16 protein-coding genes are annotated in these 21,057 nt (G+C 45.7%); 4 read left to right on the top strand and 12 right to left on the bottom strand.

Features of this window, described 5'->3' with window-relative positions:
• Positions 1-12 precede the first annotated feature (12 nt).
• Positions 13-3,471, top strand: coding sequence for an efflux RND transporter permease subunit (locus RIG68_RS11480; RefSeq protein ID WP_350122211.1), 3,459 nt, complete (start codon positions 13-15; stop codon positions 3,469-3,471).
• Positions 3,472-3,597: 126 nt separating this feature from the next.
• A complete protein-coding gene (locus RIG68_RS11485) occupies positions 3,598-4,845 on the top strand; it encodes a metallophosphoesterase (RefSeq protein WP_350122213.1) in 1,248 nt (415 codons plus the stop codon).
• Positions 4,846-4,890: 45 nt separating this feature from the next.
• Here the strand turns inward: RIG68_RS11485 and RIG68_RS11490 are convergent, their stop codons facing one another.
• The 3 genes from RIG68_RS11490 to RIG68_RS11500 all read right to left on the bottom strand — a co-directional run bounded on the left by RIG68_RS11490 (position 4,891) and on the right by RIG68_RS11500 (position 9,489).
• Positions 4,891-5,514, bottom strand: a complete 624-nt coding sequence (locus RIG68_RS11490) for a porin family protein (protein WP_350122215.1) — start codon at positions 5,512-5,514, stop codon at positions 4,891-4,893.
• Between the two features lie 227 nt (positions 5,515-5,741).
• Positions 5,742-8,117, bottom strand: a complete 2,376-nt coding sequence (locus RIG68_RS11495) for an ABC transporter permease (protein ID WP_350122217.1) — start codon at positions 8,115-8,117, stop codon at positions 5,742-5,744.
• Between the two features lie 142 nt (positions 8,118-8,259).
• Positions 8,260-9,489 (bottom strand): cysteine desulfurase-like protein, encoded by a 1,230-nt coding sequence (locus RIG68_RS11500; protein WP_350122219.1) that lies wholly within the window; start codon positions 9,487-9,489, stop codon positions 8,260-8,262.
• A 205-nt stretch (positions 9,490-9,694) separates the two neighbouring features.
• Between RIG68_RS11500 and RIG68_RS11505 the strand changes: the two genes are divergently transcribed.
• Positions 9,695-9,991 carry a hypothetical protein gene (locus tag RIG68_RS11505; RefSeq protein ID WP_151999801.1) on the top strand — a complete coding sequence of 99 codons (297 nt, stop codon included), beginning with the start codon at positions 9,695-9,697 and terminating at the stop codon, positions 9,989-9,991.
• Positions 9,992-10,052: 61 nt separating this feature from the next.
• Here the strand turns inward: RIG68_RS11505 and RIG68_RS11510 are convergent, their stop codons facing one another.
• On the bottom strand, positions 10,053-10,655 hold the full coding sequence (locus RIG68_RS11510; RefSeq protein WP_151999802.1) for a trimeric intracellular cation channel family protein: 603 nt from the start codon (positions 10,653-10,655) through the stop codon (positions 10,053-10,055).
• 64 nt (positions 10,656-10,719) lie between these two features.
• Positions 10,720-11,556 carry an SDR family oxidoreductase gene (locus tag RIG68_RS11515; protein WP_350122221.1) on the bottom strand — a complete coding sequence of 279 codons (837 nt, stop codon included), beginning with the start codon at positions 11,554-11,556 and terminating at the stop codon, positions 10,720-10,722.
• Positions 11,557-11,769: 213 nt separating this feature from the next.
• On the opposite strand from RIG68_RS11515, the gene RIG68_RS11520 reads away from it, so the two are divergent.
• Positions 11,770-12,405: a lysophospholipid acyltransferase family protein gene (locus RIG68_RS11520; protein ID WP_350122223.1), complete on the top strand. Its 636-nt coding sequence runs from the start codon at positions 11,770-11,772 to the stop codon at positions 12,403-12,405.
• A gap of 21 nt (positions 12,406-12,426) precedes the next feature.
• On the opposite strand, the gene RIG68_RS11525 is transcribed toward RIG68_RS11520, so the two are convergent.
• From RIG68_RS11525 to RIG68_RS11555, 7 genes are read right to left on the bottom strand one after another with little or no spacing between them, the layout of a single operon-like run.
• Positions 12,427-12,939 (bottom strand): DinB family protein, encoded by a 513-nt coding sequence (locus RIG68_RS11525; protein ID WP_350122225.1) that lies wholly within the window; start codon positions 12,937-12,939, stop codon positions 12,427-12,429.
• Between the two features lie 5 nt (positions 12,940-12,944).
• Positions 12,945-13,565, bottom strand: a complete 621-nt coding sequence (locus RIG68_RS11530) for a Uma2 family endonuclease (protein ID WP_350122227.1) — start codon at positions 13,563-13,565, stop codon at positions 12,945-12,947.
• Positions 13,566-13,609: 44 nt separating this feature from the next.
• Positions 13,610-15,163, bottom strand: a complete 1,554-nt coding sequence (locus tag RIG68_RS11535; RefSeq protein WP_350122229.1) for an NFACT RNA binding domain-containing protein — start codon at positions 15,161-15,163, stop codon at positions 13,610-13,612.
• Between the two features lie 26 nt (positions 15,164-15,189).
• Positions 15,190-15,951 (bottom strand): MBL fold metallo-hydrolase, encoded by a 762-nt coding sequence (locus tag RIG68_RS11540; protein WP_350122231.1) that lies wholly within the window; start codon positions 15,949-15,951, stop codon positions 15,190-15,192.
• Complete coding sequence (locus RIG68_RS11545; protein ID WP_317487782.1) at positions 15,948-16,223, bottom strand: hypothetical protein; 276 nt, start codon at positions 16,221-16,223, stop codon at positions 15,948-15,950. Before RIG68_RS11545 ends, RIG68_RS11540 begins: the two co-directional genes overlap by 4 nt.
• Before the next feature lies 1 nt (position 16,224).
• The gene (locus tag RIG68_RS11550; RefSeq protein ID WP_350077790.1) at positions 16,225-16,593 is read right to left on the bottom strand and encodes a response regulator; all 369 of its coding nucleotides are present in this window, start codon (positions 16,591-16,593) and stop codon (positions 16,225-16,227) included.
• A 2-nt stretch (positions 16,594-16,595) separates the two neighbouring features.
• A complete protein-coding gene (locus RIG68_RS11555; protein ID WP_350122233.1) occupies positions 16,596-21,014 on the bottom strand; it encodes a PAS domain S-box protein in 4,419 nt (1,472 codons plus the stop codon).
• Positions 21,015-21,057: the final 43 nt, after the last annotated feature.

Genomic DNA, 21,057 nt, shown 5'->3' on the forward strand with positions numbered 1-21,057 from the left:
AACCGAATCCATATGGCTAACGATACAAATACTAACGATAATCTTTCAGAGGAAAACAGGTTTTCTGACGAGAACGAAGAAGTGGTCGACAAAGAGTTCAAACTCACCTCTACTTCTCTCAAGAACAGAACGACGGTTTTCTTTCTAACCTTTTTGCTGATTGTGATGGGAGTGAGTTCTTACATCTCGCTTCCAAAAGACAGTTATCCGGAAATTGAGCAGCCGATAGTTTACATCGGTACTCCCCATCCGGGTAATGCACCCCTCGATATAGAGAACCTGATAACAAGGCCGATCGAGAAAGAGATCAATACCATCTCTGAAGTTGATAATATTAAGTCGACTTCCGTGCAGGACTACTCCACCATCATTGTTGAGTTCAGTGCAGAAACGGCTATTGAAGACGCCTTGACGAAGGTGAAGGATGCCGTGGACAGGGCCAAGCCGGAGCTACCTAGCGATCTGCAAACGGATCCTAATATATTCGAACTCAACCTGTCAGAGTTCCCTATCATGAACATCAACCTTTCTGGGAATTATACTCTGGAAGAGCTTGAAGACTATGCGGAAATTCTTGAGGACGAGATTGAAAAAGTAAGCGAGGTAAGCAAAGTAGAAATCAGGGGGATTGACGAGAAAGAAGTCAGAATCAATGTAGACCCCTACAAGATGGAGGCTGTGAAGGTCAACTTCTCCGACATTGAGAATGCGATTTCTGCTGAGAACGTTTCACTTTCTGGTGGAAATATTCTTGAGGACGGCATCAGAAGAACCATTAGAGTGGTGGGTGAGTTTGAGGAGGCCAGTGAAATGGAAGACATCATTGTCAAAAATGAGAACGCTAACATCGTCTACCTTAAAGACATAGCAACCATTGAATTCGGTTTCAAGGAAAAGCAAAGCTTTGCCAGAATGAATGGCAAGCCTGTTGTTTCTGTGGATGTGATCAAAAGAAGCGGCGAAAACCTGTTGATTACCACAGAAAAGATCAATGTCATTCTCGAAAAAACGAAGGAGTCACTACCCGCTGATCTTGAAATCGCTATCACCAACGACCAGTCGGAAATGACCCGTGAAATGGTGAGCAACCTGGAGAATAACATTATCTCAGGGGTAATTCTGGTGGTTTTGGTACTTCTCTTCTTTTTAGGAACGAGAAACGCCTTGTTTGTGGGCGTGGCCATTCCGTTGTCGATGTTCATTTCCTTTATCGTGCTGTCGGCCTTTAGCATCACTATCAACATGATGGTACTGTTCTCGCTGATCATGGCACTGGGTATGCTGGTGGACAATGGTATTGTGGTAGTGGAAAACGTCTACCGTTTGATGGAATTGGGTATGAAGCCGCTCGAAGCTACCCGTCGGGGGGTGGGAGAGGTGGCCTGGCCTATTATTTCCTCCACGGCAACCACACTTGCGGCCTTTCTTCCTTTGGCCTTCTGGCCGGGCTTAATGGGGCAGTTTATGCGTTACTTGCCGATCACGTTAATTGTTACGCTTAGTTCTTCACTTTTTGTGGCTTTGGTGATCAACCCCGTAATGATTGCTGCTTTTATGAAGGTGGATGATAGACGGGCATTCAACTATAAAAGGATATGGATATTTGCAGGTGTCAGTACAGGCATAGGCGCTTTGTTGCTGCTGGCAAAAGCGAATGTGCTTGGTAACTTGTCATTGCTGCTGGGTGTACTTATTCTGTTAAATGTATACGTACTGGTTCCTTTGTCCAGAAAGTTTCAGGACACCTTTCTTCCTTTTATCGAGGGGCTTTACTCCCGAACACTTCAGTTCGCTTTGCGGGGGTGGAATCCGACGCTGTTTTTCTTTGGCACTGTATTTCTATTATTCTTTTCACTTGGCATGATGGGGGTATTTACGCCTAACGTCATTTTCTTTCCTGAGAACGAACCAAAGTATGTCAATGTATTCATTGAGCAGCCTTCGGGAACCGATATCAATATTACCAACTCATTTACAGAGGAGGTAGAGAAGAAGGTAATGAAAGTGGTAGAGCCTTATCAGTTCATGGTTGAGTCAGTAGTGACGAAAGTAGGACAGGATACTGCCGACCCTAATGACCCTTCGGCGGTGGGCCAGGCAGAAACACCCAACAAAGCCAGGATCACTGTCAATTTTGTGGAGTTTAAGTACCGGAAGAGGGAAGGTTCGGATGAGTGGGTGATGACCAGCGATATCATGAACGAGATGCGGGAGGCGGTTCAGGGCTATCCTGGAGTTGCACTGACCGTTGACAAAGACGCCGCCGGCCCCCCGGTGGGCAAGCCAATTGCCATTGAAGTGACGGGACAGGACTTTGTCCGATTGATTGAAATTACTGAAGACATGAAAACCTTCATTAATGAGTCAGGTATTGAAGGTATCGAGAGACTCAAAACTGACCTTGAAACAGGCAAGCCAGAACTTATTGTAGATATAGACAGAGAAAAGGCCCGCCGCTTCGGTTTGTCGACCTACTCCATTGCCAATGAGGTGCGCACGTCTTTGTTTGGTAAAGAGATATCCAAATTCAAACAGGGAGAAGACGACTATGAAGTACAGTTGAGACTTGACGAAAAGTATCGCTACGATATCGATGCGTTGATGAACAAGAGTGTGGTTTTCCGTGACCAAACCAATGGACGAATTGTTTCAGTGCCGATCTCTTCCGTAGCCAAGGCAGAGTTGAGCACTACCTATGGTTCGGTGCGTAGAAAAGACCTGCAAAGAGTGGTGACCATCAGCTCCAACGTGTTGGGAGGAGCCAATCCAACCGAAATCAACAATCAGATCAAAGAGTTGCTGGTGAACTTTGACATGCCTCAAGGCTATTCATTCAAATTTGGTGGAGAGCAGGAAAAGCAAGCGGAGGAAATGGCCTTCCTGAGTAGTGCATTGTTATTGGCGGTATTCCTGATCTTTCTGATCATTGTGGCGCAGTTCAATAAAATGACGGCACCTTTGATCATCATGACGTCGGTGCTTTTCAGTACCATCGGAGTGTTCCTTGGTCTGGTAATCTTCCAAATGGACTTTGTGGTCATCATGACGATGGTGGGAATCATTTCTCTTGCGGGTATCGTGGTGAACAACGCTATCGTACTCATCGACTTCATTGAACTTACCAGAAGCAGAATGAGGAAAGAATTAGGTGTTGAAAGGCTCACAATCGAGCAAGTGGATGAAGCGATTGTTGTCGCAGGGAAGACCAGGCTTCGTCCGGTACTGCTCACTGCCATCACCACTGTGCTTGGCCTGGTGCCTTTGGCTATTGGCCTGAACATTGACTTTATCGGCTTCTTCAGAGAGTACAACCCCGACTTTTTCATGGGTGGAGACAATGTGATCTTCTGGGGGCCTATGTCGTGGACCATCGTATTTGGTCTCACGTTCGCTACCTTCCTTACGCTGGTGATTGTGCCTGTGATGTACTGGTTCTTTGCCAGGGTGAACAGGAGATTCGGATTAAGCTAAAAATAATTGAGCCCTTTTAAAGTATTCCCTGGCGTTTAAACGTCTATACAAAGGTGAACTTAAAGGGGCTCTTTTTCTTTCTTATGAAAGAGGTCTCTCGCCGACCATAATTAATGTCACCTCTAAATGAATAGGATCGTGTTTGCATTCTTTTTGCTCCTCCTTCTGCTAGCAATTGATTGGTATGTTTTCCAGGCTGTCAGGCTGGCAACTGCCGACATGTCTCTGACTACACGGAAAGCTGTGTTCTGGATTTTCTGGGGCGTCACCACCTTGTCGGCACTTGGTGTTCTTGTCGTTAACTTCGCCGACTTATCTGCTATGAAAGGTCTTCGCACCTTCATTGTGCTGGGTATCTTCATCAATGTGATGTCAAAGTTGTTTACCCTTATTTTCTTATTGGTAGGAGATATTATCAGAGGGTTTCAATGGCTTGGCAACTTCATATTTTCAAGCCCAAAGCCTATCAATCCCAATGGAAGAGCCATTCCCAGGTCTGAGTTCATTTCAAAGGTAGCGCTTATTGCAGGGGCTGTTCCGGCATTGACGATGAGTTACGGCATTTTGAGTGGTGCTCACGACTATCGAATCCGGCGCAAAACCATCTTCTTTCCCAACCTGCCCAAAGAGTTCGACGGTATACAGATAGGTCAGCTTTCCGATATTCACTCTGGCAGCTTTTTCAACAAGACGGCAGTAAAAGGTGGCGTGGAAATGCTGTTGGGCGAAAAACCAGATCTTATCTTTTTCACCGGCGATTTAGTGAACAATGAGGCGGAGGAAGTAAAAGAATACATTTCCATATTTGACAAAGTAAAAGCACCCCTTGGAGTTTACTCCACTCTTGGCAATCATGACTATGGAGACTACAAAAACTGGTCATCAGAGGCCGCAAAAAAATCAAACTTAGAAGACCTTAAAGCTGCTCACAAAGAGTTGGGCTGGCGCTTGATGATGAATGAAAACCTTCCAGTGAAGGTGGATGGTGAGCAAATAGGTATCCTGGGCATCGAAAACTGGGGAGCCGGTAGGTTTGCCAAATATGGCAAAATGGATTTGGCTCATCAAGGGTCAGACGAATACCCATTTAGAATCTTGCTTTCGCATGACCCCAGCCACTGGGACGCTCAGGTAAGGCCCAACTATGGTGATGTAGACTTAATGTTGTCTGGTCATACGCATGGCTTTCAGTTTGGCGTGGAGATCGGTGGTTTTCAATGGAGTCCTTCTCAGTATGTATACAAACAGTGGGCCGGTCTTTATCAGGAAGAGAATCAGTACCTTTATGTCAATCGAGGATTTGGATATCTTGGTTACCCCGGTCGAATTGGCATTCTGCCAGAGATTACTATTCTGGAACTAAAAAGAGCCTGACCTATCAGGTCAAGCTCCTTTTGCAGATATTCTTTTGTTCTTCTGTTAGAAAGGTATGCTCATAAATACCTGGAGCACTGAGTTTTTGGAGTTCTCGGTTGCTTCTGCTGCCAAAGAACCACTTTCGCCAATTTCCTGTAGGCCGTAGTTATACCGAACTCCCAAAGAGCCTCCTGTGAAATTGAAACCAACGCCGCCAAACACTCCGTAGTCAAACGTGTTGAATTTATCCCGGTCAAGCTCACTTACAACTTCTTTGGTTCCATCCGAGTCGATTCTCTTCACCTTTACTGAGGTTAACAGAGACACATACGGGCCAGCTTCAAAGTAGAAATTACCGATGGGATTTACCTTTAAAGCCACCGGTACGTCCACATAGCTGAGGTTGAAGCGATATTTGCCGTTACCCAGACCCAGGAATGTGTCATCATAGATAACTTCGGCACCTTTCAACGAGTAAAGTATTTCTGGCTGAATCGACAATTGCTTCACTAGTTGTGCCTTGTAGTAAACGCCTGCATTGAAACCAACTTTCATGTTTTCATCGTCTACATCATCAACGTAAAGATTTGAAAAGTTGAGTCCTCCTTTGAGACCGGCATCCTGAGCAAGCGCTCCGCAGGTGATGAACATCATTAGTAAACTGGTTGCTAAAATGGTATTTTTCATATTATTTTTATGATTTTTACTATATGTCAACGAAGCAAAGACCAGATTGTTGCGTTGAGTTGGCCAGCTATCTGGGCCTGAGTGACTTAACAGGTCGTGGAAATTGGCGGCGTTGAAGTGCTTCACTGCTGTGCGTTGCCAGGTTCAGTGGCTATTGTTTTTCACAAAAAAGGCCCTGAAGTGTCATTCAACTTCAGGGCCTTGAAATCGGCGGTTATGCCAGAGATTTACTCATATTTCAGATTGCTTGCCGGGTTGGAGTTGGCTGCCCTTAATGCATGATAGCCGGTTGTCAACACAGTAATAACCAGGATGATCAACAACACGACGACAAACAACAACAGGTTAATGTCAACGTGATATTCGAAAGTTTTGAGCCAGTCGTTCATGAAATAGTAGCCGAGCCCAAATGCAGGCACAGCACCTACAAGTACCAGCCACACAAAGTCTTTCACGAGCAGAGTTACAAGGCCACCTGTGTTTGCACCCAGCACTTTTCTGATGCTTATTTCTTTTGTGCGCTGTTCGGCAATAAAAGAGGCTAACCCAAGCAAGCCAAGGCAAGCTATAAAGATCATCATCAGGGAAAATCCAAGAAACAGTTTACCACGCAGCTGATCTGTTTCATACTGCTCCATAAACTCTTCATCGAGGAAGGTAGCATCGAACGGAATGCCTGGATACACCTCGTTCCAGCTAGCTTCTATAGCGGCAAGCGAAGCCTGCAGATCTTCCGATGTCTTGATAAGCACACTCGAATTGTTGAGGCCAGGGATGAACATGAGGGCTTCGATAGGGTTGTAAAGCGACTGCTGGTGGAAATCCCTGACCACACCCACTACTCTGTGAAACACGGTGCTGTCTCGGTCAAATTGAAACTTCTTGCCTATGGGTTCTTCCCAGCCCATTCTGGCGACCATGGCCTCGTTTACCATCACCGAAGTTGCCGTGTCGCTTGGGTATTGCGAAGAGATATTTCGTCCTTTCTCAAAAGGAATACTGAGCGTTGGGAAAAAGTCATAGTCGACCACGTAGGCATCGATGCCATAATTCTCCATTACTCCCTCGTTGGTTTCGACACTCATTACATTTTTGCCATAGCCATTTCCTGGCGAGGTACTGGAGGAAGCCACTGACTTGATATTGGGGTTCTGCATCAGTGAGTTTCGGAAAACAGGGTATTTTTCACGACTGGCCTGATTGTCCAGCACAACACGGACCACTTGATCTTTGTCAAAGCCCAAATCTTTGCTGCGCAGATATTGCATTTGATCGTAAATGATGAACGTACCTATCAGCATGAAGATGGAGATGGCGAACTGGATGCCAACCAGCACTCTTCTGAGCCACTGGTTGCCTCCTCTGCTGGCTCCCTTGCCTTTTAGCACTGCTGCTGGCTTAAAGCTCGACAGGTAAAAGGCTGGGTAACTTCCACTGACAAACCCAGTGAGCACCAGAATGCACAGAACCACCAGGATGAGCTGTGGCTGCAGTAGGTCTAGAAGAGATAAGTTGGTGTCAAGTGACCCATTGAAGAGAGGTACAGCGATGGCCAAAACTATTAAGCTGATAACCAGCGAAATGACTGTAAGTACCACCGACTCCGTGATAAACTGCCCAATCAACATCCCTCTTTGGGCTCCCATTACTTTTCTGATCCCCACCTCCAGGGCTCTGCGCATGGAGCGTGCAGTCGAAAGATTCATGTAGTTGATGCTGGCAATGACTATAAGGAACAAGGCAACAGCAGCAAAAATGTAGATGTATTTGATGTTGCCTAGTGCTTCAGGCTCGCCTTCAAAAGTGGAATAAAGATGAATGTCTTTGATGGCAATCATTTCATACCGGATCACGATGTCAAACTGATCGAAGATCACCGCTACGTATTTATCAATAATGTCATTAAGCTTGGTCTCCACTACTTTGGGGTCAGCACCCTCTCTTAACAAAGCGTAAGTGTAGATTCCAAAGCCGCCCCAGTTTTGAGAGTTGTTTCTGTCGGAAGTGCTGGCCGACATCATTGCATTAGGTCTGATGTGAGAGGTTTTAGGCAGGTCTTCATACACACCAGTGATTTCGAAGGAATTCTGGTCTGTTTTCAAGATCTGTCCAACTGGGTTTTCACCTTTGAAGATTTTGTCTGCCATGGTTTTGCTGATGACCATGGAGCTTGGGTTCTGTAGCGCTGTGGAGGGGTTACCGGAAATAAGGTCAAAAGAAAAAACGTCAAACACTGTGCTGTCTACCTGAAAGACATCTTCTTCAAAATAGTTGATATTGTCTTTGATAAACTTGGTGCGGCCGTTGCCAATAAAGCGGACGTACTGCTCTACCTCTTCAAATTCAGCCTTCAACGTTCGGCCAAGAGGGAGCTGGGTTACAGCCCAGCGGAACGCATTATCAGGCTCCTTGATGTCCGACGAAATGCGGTAAATCCGATCCGCTTTTGCGTGATGGTTGTCGTAACTAAGTTCTTGCGACAGATAGAGAATGATTAGCAAGCTGGAGACAATTCCGATTGTTAAACCGAGAATATTAAGCGCAGCATAGGTAGGCTGGCGCATCAGGTGCCTGATGCTCACCATTAGGTAACTTTTTAACATGATTAGTCCTTTTGAGTTTGAGTCTTGTAAATATTACGAAATTCTTCGTAAAAGGATGTTAAAAAAAGTTAAAGTCCTGGGCAGAAGGATTTAAGTAGTCAGCGGGAGATATTTTGAAGTGAGTAAAACCGAGGGGAAAAGCCTATATCAATTTTTTCACAGCTTTGATTACGTAGTCAATTTCTTGTTCGGTGTTATAGAGAGAAATTCCCATACGTGTGACTCCACCTTTTTCCAGAAGCCCCAGCACTTCAATGGCCCGCACGGCATAAAAATGGCCGTCCCAGGCACAGATGTTTTCTGTAGCAAGCTGCTTGCAGACCTCTTCGGCAGTTTTTCCTTTGACAGTAAACGACACGGTGGGAGTTCTTTTTTCAGATGAAAAATCCTGGCCTACAACCGTTATGCCCTTGATGGCCTTTAGTTCTGCGTAGAGTTTTGACGCCAGGGCGAACTCATGTTGACTTACTTTGGCGTAAGCATCATCCAGCTTTTCTCTCAGCCTATCGCCTGATCCCAATGAAGCAATAAAATCAACAGCAGCGGAAACACCAGCCATGGCCGCATGATTGAGGGTGCCGGTTTCAATAGAATAGGGGGCTATCTGATCGGTGGTTCGTAACCTGTCGGTAGGTAGCCTATCAAGCAGGCCTGACTTTGCGTACAATATACCCACATGAGGCCCATAGAATTTGTAGGCCGAGCAAATCAGGAAGTCGCAGCCAATGGCTTGCACATCTATGCTGAAGTGCGGCGCATAGTGAACTGCATCCAGCAGGAGCCAGGCACCCACCTTGTAGGTCATTTGCCTAACCAGTGCAAAATCGTTGACAGTACCTATGCCGTTGCTCGACATACCCATGCACACCAGTCTGGTGTTTTCATTGAGCTTCTGTTCAAAGTCGGCATAGTCCAGTGTGCCGGTGGGCAAAAGCTTCACCTCCCGCACTTTGACACCAAAATCTCTCAGCGTAAGCCAGGGCCCCCGGTTGGCTTCGTGATCCAGTTGCGTAATCAATACTTCATCTCCAGGCTTTAGTAACCTGCTCATTGCCCTTGCCAGGGAGTAGTTGATAGTTGTCATGTTCTGACCAAGCGATATGCATTCCGGCCCTGGAGCCCCCAGCAGGATAGCCATCTTTTCTCTGGCAACCGACATTACCTTATCCGTTTCTCTGGTGGTCACAAAGGCGCCGTGGGTATTAGCGTTTGACCGACGGTAGTAGTTGGAAATTGCCCTGATTACCTTTTCAGGTACCTGCGTGCCGCCCGGGCCATCCAGAAAAACGAGGGGTTTCTTGTTGTGCAGACGCCGTAAGGCAGGGAACTGGTGATGTATGGACTGAGGATCAAACACAGACTTTTTAGCCATGGGAGTGTGGAGTTTAGGAAGTCTAAGATGAGAAAAAACACGATATGGAGTATTGCTTTTTTGAAGGGCGGGCTGAATTTTTCCTCATAGTTCCGACTTTTTATTACCTAATAAATAATTAGAAACCCTGTAAATTAGTGTACTTTCAAATTGTTCTGTATTTTGCCATGGTGTAGATTTGTCAAAACCTATATTTTAGTGGTCTATGAAAAAAGCGTGGATTGACTTTTTAAATTCTTTTAAGCCTACCTATTCGGTAACCGTACGTTTGTATCACGTAATTCCGAATTTTCCGGAAGTACAATCTTTTCAAGATCGGGAGGAGTTTGGTAAAGGACAGTATCAGAAAGCCAAGCTGTACTATGACAGGGTTGTTAGAAAAAATATTGAGCACAAAGTGATGCCTGTAGAGGTGAGACTTATCAAGGGTAAAAAGACCGTGATGGAGTCCAGAAACTTTGGGCCTGTGGATACGGTTAAGAACCTAAACGTGCCAGTTTAGAACAACGATGTTTTAATGTGAAACCGCAAGCTGTCCTTTGACAGCTTTTGTGTTTTGTAGCCTACTTCAACTTTGGCAGCGACAGTCTGAACTTCACTGCCAGCAGCCGGATTACCACGATTACACCGATGGAAATCAGCAGGTTGACATTACGGTCAATTTCAAACAGTCTGAGCGACAAGTAACAAATAGCGCCAGCCAGACAGGCGGTGGCGTAAATCTCCTTTCTGAAAATAACGGGTAGTTCGTTGGTGAGCGTGTCCCGGATCACTCCGCCCATAATAGCCGTAAACATACCCATAATGGCTGCTATTTCTGGCCTTACACCAACAGAGAGGGCTTTTTCGACTCCCAAAATCGTAAAGAATGCTATGCCCACAGTGTCGAACAGCATGAAGGTTCGTTTCAGCCGGGAAACAAAGCCGTACAGAATAAAAGTAACGATGACACCAAGAATGATAGCGTAGAGGAAATTAATATCGCCTATCCAAACAAGTGGGTAGCTACCGAGCAGCACGTCCCGCAAGGTACCGCCCCCAATGGCTGTTAGAAAGCCGGTGAAAGCCGCCGCAAACCAGTCGGCTTCTTTGCCCTGTAGAGCCAGAGCGCCGGAAATAGCAAAAAAGAATGTACCGATAAGTTCCAGGGCGTATTGAAGATCCATAGTCGTATAAATGACGCTTCAAAATTAGGGAAAAGAACAACAATTCAGGGCTGCCGACCTCGATTTAAGGCCAGTCGAATTTTGTTAGATCTCCGTAAATGAAATTGTATTTCAATTCGCTCTTAAGCTTCTGGTTGCTGACGATTTTAAAGGAGTTGACCTCAGACGCAGCAAATTGAGGAGGAACCACCCCCAAAACCTCCGCAGCCTTTGTATAGAAATCCCTTTTTGGCGGGTGAGTATCACTACAGCAGTTAAATGTGTCTCCGCTCGCCTGCTCTTCGATCATTTTGCGAATGATGTTAACGCAATCGTCCCGGTGGATCAGGTTGACCAACTCTTCACCATTTGTCAGCCCTTTTTTTCCGGCAAAGAACCTGGCTGGCTGGCGGTCGTGGCCAATCAGGCCTGCCATCCGCAGAATTACGACCTCCTTGCCATTCAGCTCTCTCAGCCGGTTTTCAGCCTCGAGCAAAACCATCCCTGCTTCTGAGTCAGGCTGTAGCCGCATTTCTTCCGAGACAGTGTCGTTGGTATTTGGATAGACTGAAGTAGAACTTACATAAATGATTTTGCTGACAAGCGACTTAGCTATTCCGTCCAAAAGGATGCCGAACGAATTTCGGAACTGCTCAGCCCCGCCTTTTCTAACGCCCGGGGGATAGTTGACCACCAGAATGTCCGATGTAAGAAAATCCGATAGCTGGGTATGGTTACCGCCGTCGGACAGCTGAATCAGAAACGGCTCGATGCCAGACTTTTTCAGTAAGGCAAGTTTTTCCGGGGAGGTGGTAGACCCCTTGACCTGGAATCCATTTTGAAGAAGGTGCCTGGCCAATGGCAAGCCGAGCCAGCCACAACCTAAAACACTAACTGATTTCTTTGAAGTGCTGTTTTCCATGCGACACGATATTAACAAAAAGCCACCTCAATCTGCCCCTTAAATCAGTTTTATACCAACGGAGGGCTTTATCGAAAAACAATCAGGTGGTTTTTAGTGCTTTGTTTTAGCTTTGTGAGCATTCATCATAATCAATTATTAGTGTCTACGCCGTTTCGTCTTTTGTTTTGTGTGTTTTGGAGTATCCTTATGATTTCCTCCTCTCTGTTGATCATGATCATTACACTCAACAGAAAAATACCAGTAGTGATGGCACGCACCTGGTGGTCGCCTGGGATTTTATGGGCGTGTGGCGTTAAGCTGAAAGTGGATGGAGCTGCACACGTCAATGACAAAGACTCGTATGTATTCGTCAGCAATCACTTGTCATATCTTGATATTGCTGTTTTGTTCAGGGCTGTACCCGTTAACCTTTACTTTGTTGCCAAGCAAGAGCTGAAAAAAGTGCCATTTCTTGGGTGGTACATGATGGGCACGGGGATGATCTTCGTTGACAGGAGCAACAGGGAAAGGGCCATTGAGAGCTTAAAAAAGGCTGGACAGCTTATTCAGGGAGGCAAAAACGTGCTGATGTTTCCGGAAGGAACCAGAAGTCGCAATGGAGAAGTTGGTATCTTCAAAAAGGGGCCATTTCTCCTGGCTTCTCAAGCCGGTGTGCATGTAGTTCCGGTGGCTATTAGTGGGTCGGAAAAAGTATGGAAAGCCGGCAGGTTTGCTATAAAACCTCATAAAGTAGATGTCCATATCGGGCTGCCTGTTAAGCATGATGGCAAAACGGATATCAACACATTTATTGGCAAAGCCAGGGAGCAGGTGATAGAGTTGAAAGCCATGCGAGCTGAGGCTTAGTGGCGGTTGCCGTATGTAAATTTACTTCCCCTTTCTGTTAAGGTCGACTTCGGCGTAGAAGCCCAGGTCTTTGTTTCTTACCTGCTTCGTCCAAAAGGCAATTTGCCCGGTGTGGTAGGAGTAGTGCTCTACGGCATGAATGACGTTGCCAACCCCTGAAAACTCGTAGGCTTGCACGGGCCGAAGTCTTAGCAGCTCCTCGTCAGAGATAGTTTGAATAACTTCAATTGCTTGAGCAACGGTGCTTTCAAGCCTCAACTGGAGCTCCTTTTTTGTGTAGCCACCCTTGGCACCAAACTCTTCATCTCTCACCCTACAGTCTTCTTTGCCTCGCAATGATGAAATAATGTACTGCGTAATATTTCCGCAGAGATGAAGAATAAGATTGCCCATGCTGTTGGATGAGGTATTTGGCCGCTGCCATATTTCCTCTTCAGATAATTGATCAATGCATTTGGCTATTTTTTGCGTGTTTTCCCGCATGCGCATAATGGCATGCTGTTTAACTTCAACGGCAAGTGGGGAAGGTGTCATTTGTATCAATAATCGAAAATATCGTTCACGTTGATCGTCAGTCCGGGAACGGCGGTGGAAGTCACTTTTTCGTCGACTGTAAATTTTAAAGACTGGCTGTATTTCCCGTCACTACGCAGCACAAAAACTTCCACTACTTTTTCACCAGGATAGACCACCCAGTATTCCTTCACACCGTTTTCCTCGTATAAGCTGAACTTATCTTTGAGGTCTTTGGAAGATGTGGATGGGGAGAGAATCTCTACCATGATGTCAGGTGCGCCACTACAGCCTTTGTCGTCTAGTTTGGAGGGATCGCACACCACACAAATGTCTGGCTGAACCACGGAGAAAATCCGGTTGTCGGGATCTGATCGTTTTTGTGGCAGCCGCACATCGAAGGGAGCAGCGTAGGCCTTGCATTTCTTTTTTCTTAAAAAGCTCCAAAGAATGCCATGGAGGTTTCCGCTAATGTCCTGATGTGCCCGGTTTGGGGCTGGCGACATATGGAAAACCTTACCTTTGATCAACTCCACCCGCTCCTCGAAACTCCACCGAAGGTAGTGAGCATAGCTATAGGTAGCTTCCGGCTCAAGCAACATGATGTCGTTGATGTCGGTCTCCGGTATTTGGTAGGGCTTTGCCATTAGATAAAGATAAATAATTGAATGGAGGCTGCAATGAATTCTCGTTAGTTTGGCAGCCCCGGCTCGACCATGATTACCTCTTCTCTCTCCACAATCACGGCTCCAGGGTGGGCGCCCTTTGGTTTTCTCACCCATTTTTTTGGCGTGAAAATTACCGGGCAAAGTGTATCTGTTTTCCTTTTAGAATAGTAGGCAGCCAGAGCCGCCGCCTGCTCGATAACCGGCTTGGGGAAGTTTTGTCCTGCTCTCCATTTCAATACTACATGCGAGCCAGGCACATCTTTGGCATGCAGCCAAAGGTCGTTTTTAGTAGCGTACTTAAGGGTCAACTCGTCGTTGTTTTTGGCGTTGGTACCCACCCACACCTCATACAACCCAATTTGGAATACTTTAAAAGGACGGTTTATGGTAGCCTGTTTCAACTCTTTCGCTAACCCGTGTTGCTGTATATACTGCCTTATGAGTTTCAGGTCTGTCATGTCTTCCAGGTGCAGCAGGTGTTCTGCAACAGTATCCTCTAGTGCTTCCTTAGCAGCAATGGACTCTTCCAGCTTTTCTATTTCAATTTTTTGGTTCTTGGATTTACGGTAAAAAACCTCCGCATTTTTCTGCGGACTCAAAGCCCTCTTAAGCTTGATGCTAACTGGCTGTCCGGTATAAAAATTGTCAAGTACCACTTCCTCTTGTCCTTCTTTTACCTGGTGAAGGTTGGCCATAAGCACGTCGGCCAGTTGCGAGTAGCTTTTTCCTTCTTTCAGGTCAATCAATTTAGCTTTTGACTGTTTCAGGTAGCTTTCTGTTTGCTTCAGCTCCTTTCTCAGGCGTTGCAATAGCGGGTGCAGCTCGGTTTTCAGGTAAAACTCTCTGCTGACTTTTTGCGCATAAACCGTAGTTGCCTCAATAGCCGAACCAATTTCCATGAGCACTTCCCCGGCTTTGAAAAGCAGCAGCTGCACCTTTTCCTGCCAGCGGCAGATGTAAAACGTGGGATTTTCAAAAGCACTTAGCATCTCTGTTACCAGCGCCCATTTTCTTTCTATCGTTGTGCCATCGTAGCCCAGTCCGTTAAGAAATGCTGTGGTTTCCTTGCCCAAAATGGGAACAAATTGTCTAAGCTCACCTTCCACTTCGTCAAAGTGCTCTCTTGTCAATGCAAGTGTTGACACAAGCTGTTCTTGTGTGAGCCCTTTGTCATCCAAAAGCTGGCTCCTGAAAAGCCTCTGGTTACCGTTTTTGTCGGTGCCGATGATGTTTGATCTGCTGCCATGCATCTTGAAGAGGAAACTAAAGCCATTGTTAAATGCCATGACAAACGAGCGATCACAGGGTGTGATGCTGACCATTTCCAATTCGCCACCAATGGCTTCTTCAAAGAGATCGACATTGTTTTTTCTGCCCCTGGCAAAGCTTTCAGGAAATGAAATGAAAGTGAGCTGGGGAATTAAAGAAACCCTGATAAACTTCTCTTCCTTGTTTCTGTAAAAGTGAAAAATAAGCTCATCTTTTTGCTGGCTGAAGCATGCGCCTAATGTGAAGCCACGCCAGGCGGCATCCAGCTCCTTGCACAGCGGTTTCAGAAAGAAATAGTTGAGATGCATAGTAAGAGCAAACTTGAAGCAGGGAATTAAAGCGTTAGCTGCTGACCGTCGTAGGCAAGATAGATGTTTTCAGGCAATTGAGCAGAGACATCCCTGTGCGAGCCCAGCTTGTGGGAGATATGCGTGAAGTAAGTTTGGTCGGCTTTTAGCTCCTGAGCCAGAGCAACAGCTTCGTCCAGCGTAAAGTGAGAGATGTGAGGGGCTTTCTGCAATGCATTAAGCACCAGCACCTTGCTTCCTTTTATTTTTTCCTTTTCCTCTTCAGAAATGTAATTGGCATCAGTAATGTAAGTGAAATCGCCAATTCTGAAACCAAACACTGGCAGCTTGAAGTGCATCACATTGATAGGAGTTATTGTTGTTTGGCCTATGATGAATGGATTCCCGTCAAGTAGCTTTACGTCCACCAATGGAACGCCGGGATACTTGTGGTCGGCAAAGATGTAGGAGAACTCTCTTTTCAGCTGGGTGATAACCGCTGTGCTGGCATACACCGGCATGTCCATTTGCTGCAAAAAGTTGAAGCTTCTGATATCGTCCAGTCCGGCGGTGTGGTCCTTGTGTTCATGGGTGAAGATAACGGCATCCAGTCTTTTGATTCGCTCACGGAGCATCTGTTGTCTGAAGTCGGGGCCGGTGTCTATCACCAGGCTGAGACCATCAACTTCGATATGGACAGAGGAGCGGAGGCGTTTGTCGTGAAAGTCAACCGACTGGCATACTTCACAGTCGCAGGCAATGACAGGCACTCCCTGCGAGGTGCCGGTTCCGAGGAAGGTCAGCTTCAAATCTCCAGCTTGGTTTGGGTGAGTTCCAAAAGAAGGGATCTGTTTTTTTCGCTTAAGCCTTTTGGATCGATTTCTATCGATTTTAATATCTCGAGCAAGGCATTGATTTTCCCGTCAAGAGGGAAATACTTATTGACAATGGCAATTTTGGTGTCTCTCAAAATGCAGTAGCCAGAATGGAAACTACCTTTTTCATAGCGGAGAATGTAGTCCGACTCAGCGAAAATGTCTTCTAGTTTGTTGAGGAAATGTTTGCTGTATTTTACCTGCATATCAACTGGTATACTTCCTTACTTTTTCAACAAGTTGGTCAAAGTTCAAAGGCTTGGGAATGAAGTCATTGATTCCATTGGAAATAAATTCCTCCATGGTGTAGTTCCGGGCGTTTCCGGTTATCGCAACAATAGGTATGTTTTTTTTAGCCTCATCGCTTAGGTTTCTCACCTTTTTCGTGCACTCAATACCATCCATCACGGGCATGTTAATGTCCATTAGAATAAGATCAAAAGACTCTTCATTGAGCTTTTGAAGTACTTGCTCTCCATTCTTTACCGAAGTAATCTGAAAGTTTTGGAGCGTGAGAATCTTCTTGGTAAGGTTCTGAATAACTGAGCTATCTTCAGCGACTAGAATTTTTTTCATAATTATGATGAGGTTGAACTCGCACCCACAAATAACTTGTAATTTTCTTTAAATTCATCAAAGCTGGCATCTATTTGAGCTAATTTCTTTTCTACCTCTTCGTAAATGCTACGTTTTAGTTCCTGTTCAAGCTGAGTTACATACCAGGCAAAACGTTCTATGCCCAGGGTTCCGGAGTTACCCTTCAAAGTATGTAGTTCCGACCTTAACACTTCGTAATTGCTCACTCTTAGTGCCTCCCTGCAGTTTGCAAGACTCTCCTGGGCCTCTTTTAGAAAATCGTTGAGTACCGACTCAACCATTTCGGCTCCACCATACTTGCTAAGCTCGTCCAGCACCAGCGTGTTCACAATCTTAAGGTCGTCAGGCACCTCGGCCATTTTTTGGACGACAATTTCGCTTGGCTTATTGTTCTCTATCCAGTCCACTACTTTTTGGATGATGGTTTTGGCCTGGATCGGCTTGGAAATATAGTCGTCCAAACCACTGTCAAGGAATTTCTTCCTGTCCTCTTCCATCGAATAGGCAGTCATGGCGATAATTGGGGGCTGATGGTCGAGGTTAAGCAATTTAATTTCCCGGGTGACCTGTACACCGTCTTTTTTGGGCATTTGTATGTCCATAAAAACAACATTGTACTGGTGCTGTTGGATCATTTGAATGGCATCGTCGCCGTTTTCTGCGAAATCGACCCTGCATCCCGCTTTAATGAGGATATGTCCAGCCACTTTCCTGTTGACGTCATTGTCGTCCACCAAAAGTATATACGGAATTTTCTTGCTGAATACTTTCTGAATGGCCTCGTCGGTAAGGGGAAGGTTCCTTTCCTCGGGTTGCTCTATTATTTCAGCTTCGAAGGTAAACCAAAAGGTACTACCAAGACCGGGGGTAGAGTATACGCCGATTTCACCGCCCATTGATTTGGTCAACTCTTTAGATATTGCCAGCCCGAGGCCGGTGCCGCCAAATTTTTTGGTCATGGAGTTGTCAACCTGACTGAACGAGTCGAAGAGCTTTTTCAGGTCTTCCTTGCTGATCCCAATGCCCGAATCTTTGATCTTCACCTTCAGAATCAGGATGTCTCCCTTTCTCTTGTGCTCGTTAAGGCTGATGTAAATTTTGCCTCTTCCTTTGGAGAACTTGATGGCATTGGAGGTGAGATTTGAAAGCACTTGCAACACCCTGGTTTCATCGAGTAAGAAGTAGTCGGGCAGGCTTTTAGCTACAGTATACTGAAGGCTGGTTTCGTTGATGGAGGCCTGCTGGCTGAACAAGTTATAAAGCTTGTCTAAAGTACCTCGCAGGTTTACGGGCCTTTTTCTAATCTCCATTTTGCCCGCCTCAATTTTCGACAAATCAAGAATGTCGTTGAGAATGGTGAGGAGGGTTTCGGACGATTTTTTTATGGTTCTGAGGTACTCGGACTGCTCCTGGTCAAGTTGGGTACTCCCGATCAAATCCAGCATGCCAATGATTCCATTCATGGGCGTCCTGATCTCATGGCTCATGTTGGCAAGGAACCGCTCTTTGATTTTAAGTGATCTCTCAGCCAGTTCTTTTGCCTTGCGAAGCTCTTCATTGGTGCGGATCAGCGTGGTGATGTCTCTGGCAACACCTTCAATTTCAAGCGGGTAGTTTCTGCGATATACCAGGCGAATATTGCAGAGGCATTGTAAATCCTTGCCATCTTTTGTGTACAAAGTTGCCTCGAAGTTTCTTAGTCTTCTGTTCTTTCGAAGCTTACTGAATACACTGTGAATGGAGTCAGACGAACTGAAAAGTTCGTCTATATTTTTTCCTATTACCTCCTTAGATGTGTAGCCTAAAAGCTCTATGACTGATGGGCTGATCATAGTTATTTTCCCCTTGGCATCGCAACGGAAATAAATGTCCTGGAAGGATTCGAAGATATTCCTGAATTTTTCTTCGCTTTCCTGTAGTGCCACTTCGGAAAGCTTCTTCTCGGTAATGTCATTGGCTATGACTGAAATCTCTTCGATGGAGCCGTCAGGAAGGAAGATTGGGTTGAGGAATACATCTCTCCATATTTTGTTGCCCTTGAGGTCAGTGACCTGGCTTTGGAAGTTGACAATTTCGCCGCTAAACGCACGGTCGTACTTGGTTTTCCAGAAATCGCTGAGGCTGGGTACCAGAAAGTCGAAGCCGCTCTGACCACCCAGAGAGGGGGTAATGCCATAGTATCGCTGTAGCGCATCAGCATAGTTTTGATTGAAAGAAGTGAAGCAGTAGCTCCTGTCTATCGACCAGATTTGGTGAGTGGTAGACTCAAAAATTGCCTTTAGCCTGGCGCTTTGGCTAATGATTTTCGCTTCGTTTGACTTGCGTTCGAGCGCAAGAGAGACCTGACTGGAGATGAAATCCAGCAGTTCCAGGTCTTTGTGGTTATAGGCCGTTCGGTCTTTGTAGGAATGGAATGAAATAACGCCCGCCGGTTTGCCATCGACATTGACCTGCACTCCCAGCCAGATTAGCGGAAGCTTGGCATGAAGTGGCAGTTTTTTATTATCCGCAATTCTTCGAATGCCGTCTTCGTAAATAATTAGCGGCTTGCTTCTCTCAAATGTGAATTCAGCCAGTAGTTTGGTGATGCTCTTCAGCTGCTTGACTTCCGCCGGCTCCTCCAACTCGGTTATCAGGTAAGGGAACTGGATTTTCCCTGTTTTTTCATCTTTGAGACTGATGGCAAAATTCTGAATCTTAAGTATTTTGTTTAGCTCCTCAAATACGTTTCGGTACAGCGCATCGAGGTTGCTGCTGGTGGTGGTTAGGTTGGCAATTTTGTAGTAGAGGCTTTGTGCTTTTTCAGCACGAATCCTTTCTGTAATGTCGTAAAAGATACCTCTAAACTCTGTCGGGCTGCCATCCTGAATAGTGCAGTTGACACGCCCGGAAACGTAAATATTCTTACCAAACTTGCTGATAAAAACAGTTTCAAACTTCTCGATCCGCTCCCCGTGCCCAATTTGGTTCAGGTTCTCAATTGTGCTGCTCTGGTAGTCTTTCGGTATTAAATCAGTAAGCCTCAGTTGGCTTATTTCTTCGTCATTGTACCCGAGTTTGGTTTTCCAGGCTTCATTCACGAACCTGAATTCTCCCTCCGATGTGAAAATTTGAATAAGGTCGCTCGAATTGTCAAAGAGTTCCTTGAGCTGGGCGTTGGTCTTTTCCAACTCTTGTCGAACCTTCCGTCGTTCTGTAATATTTTCTCCAACGATGGTGATGCCAATTACCTGGCCCTTCGCATTCTTAAGTATAATGGAGCTGAACCGTATAATCAGAATTTCGTCTCCGTCCAGCGTGATCACGCCAGTTAGCGCTTCGGTGTAGTCCTCTCTCTCGACCAGCGTTCTGAAGCTTTTTTTGGTTACGTTGTCACCGCCGTAGGGCTGAAATACCTCAAAGAGACTCTTTCCCATAAGGTCGCCAGCGGGCTTCCGGGTGGCCTTCAAAAACGCTTCATTGCAAAAAGTGATAACACCCTCGCTGTTGGTAGTAAGCGAGAGTATTTTAGACTGGTTGAGTGATTTTTGAAGCTTTTTTTCGCTTTCCAATAAGGCTTTTTCACGACTTTCGGCTTCTTCTGCCAGCTTCCTCTCGGTAATGTCTATGGTGGCGGAGATATAGCCGGAGAACTTACCCAGGCTGCTTACTCTCGGAATGCCGGTATCAAGTACCCATCTGTATTTCTTATCGTAGCGGCGAAGCCTGTAGGTAACTTCATATTTTTTGCGACGCTTGAATGCAAGATCCATTGTGACCAACACGTCGTTCAGGTCTTCCTCGTGAATGTTGGCGATCCAGCCATTGTTTTGCTCTTCCTCTACTTCTTTGCCGGTAAACTTGAGCCATTGCTTGCTGAAATAGTAGAAGAAGTTGTTGGAATTGGTCATTCTCAACAGCACGGGGGCGTTGTCGGCCAGAGACTGAAACGTCTTTTCTGATTCCAGAAAATACACGTCAGCATCATCGTCTTTATTCTCCAGCTTGATTGTGCAAAGCAGGTGGTTGTTTTTCTCTTCGGTTAGAGCCGACAGCTTTATTTTGGAAAAGAAGACCTTATCAGAGGAGTTTTGAATTTCTCCAACAAACTTTTGAGGGAGACCAAGCAGGGCCAGTTTTATTTTTTGTTGGAACTTGTCGGCTGAAGCACTGCCATCGGCCTGAAAATTGGGACAAAATTCAAAGACAGATTTTCCAACAATTTCCTTGCTGCCAACCTTGAAAACCTCAAGAGCTTTTTCATTGCAGTTGACGATGATATCATTGTTTAGCAACAGGCTGATGTCGTTGCTGTCTTCTATAGACGTTTTAAACCGTGACTCTGCTATCCGAAGCTCAGTATTAAGCCTTTCGATCTCCTTCCGTAATTCTTCCGTAGTTTTGTTGTCAAGGCTGATCATGCATCAAAGGTAGTCTGCCAAACAGGCGACGTATTGCCTAAAG

Source organism: Imperialibacter sp. (assembly GCF_040222385.1).
GTDB lineage: Bacteria > Bacteroidota > Bacteroidia > Cytophagales > Cyclobacteriaceae > Imperialibacter.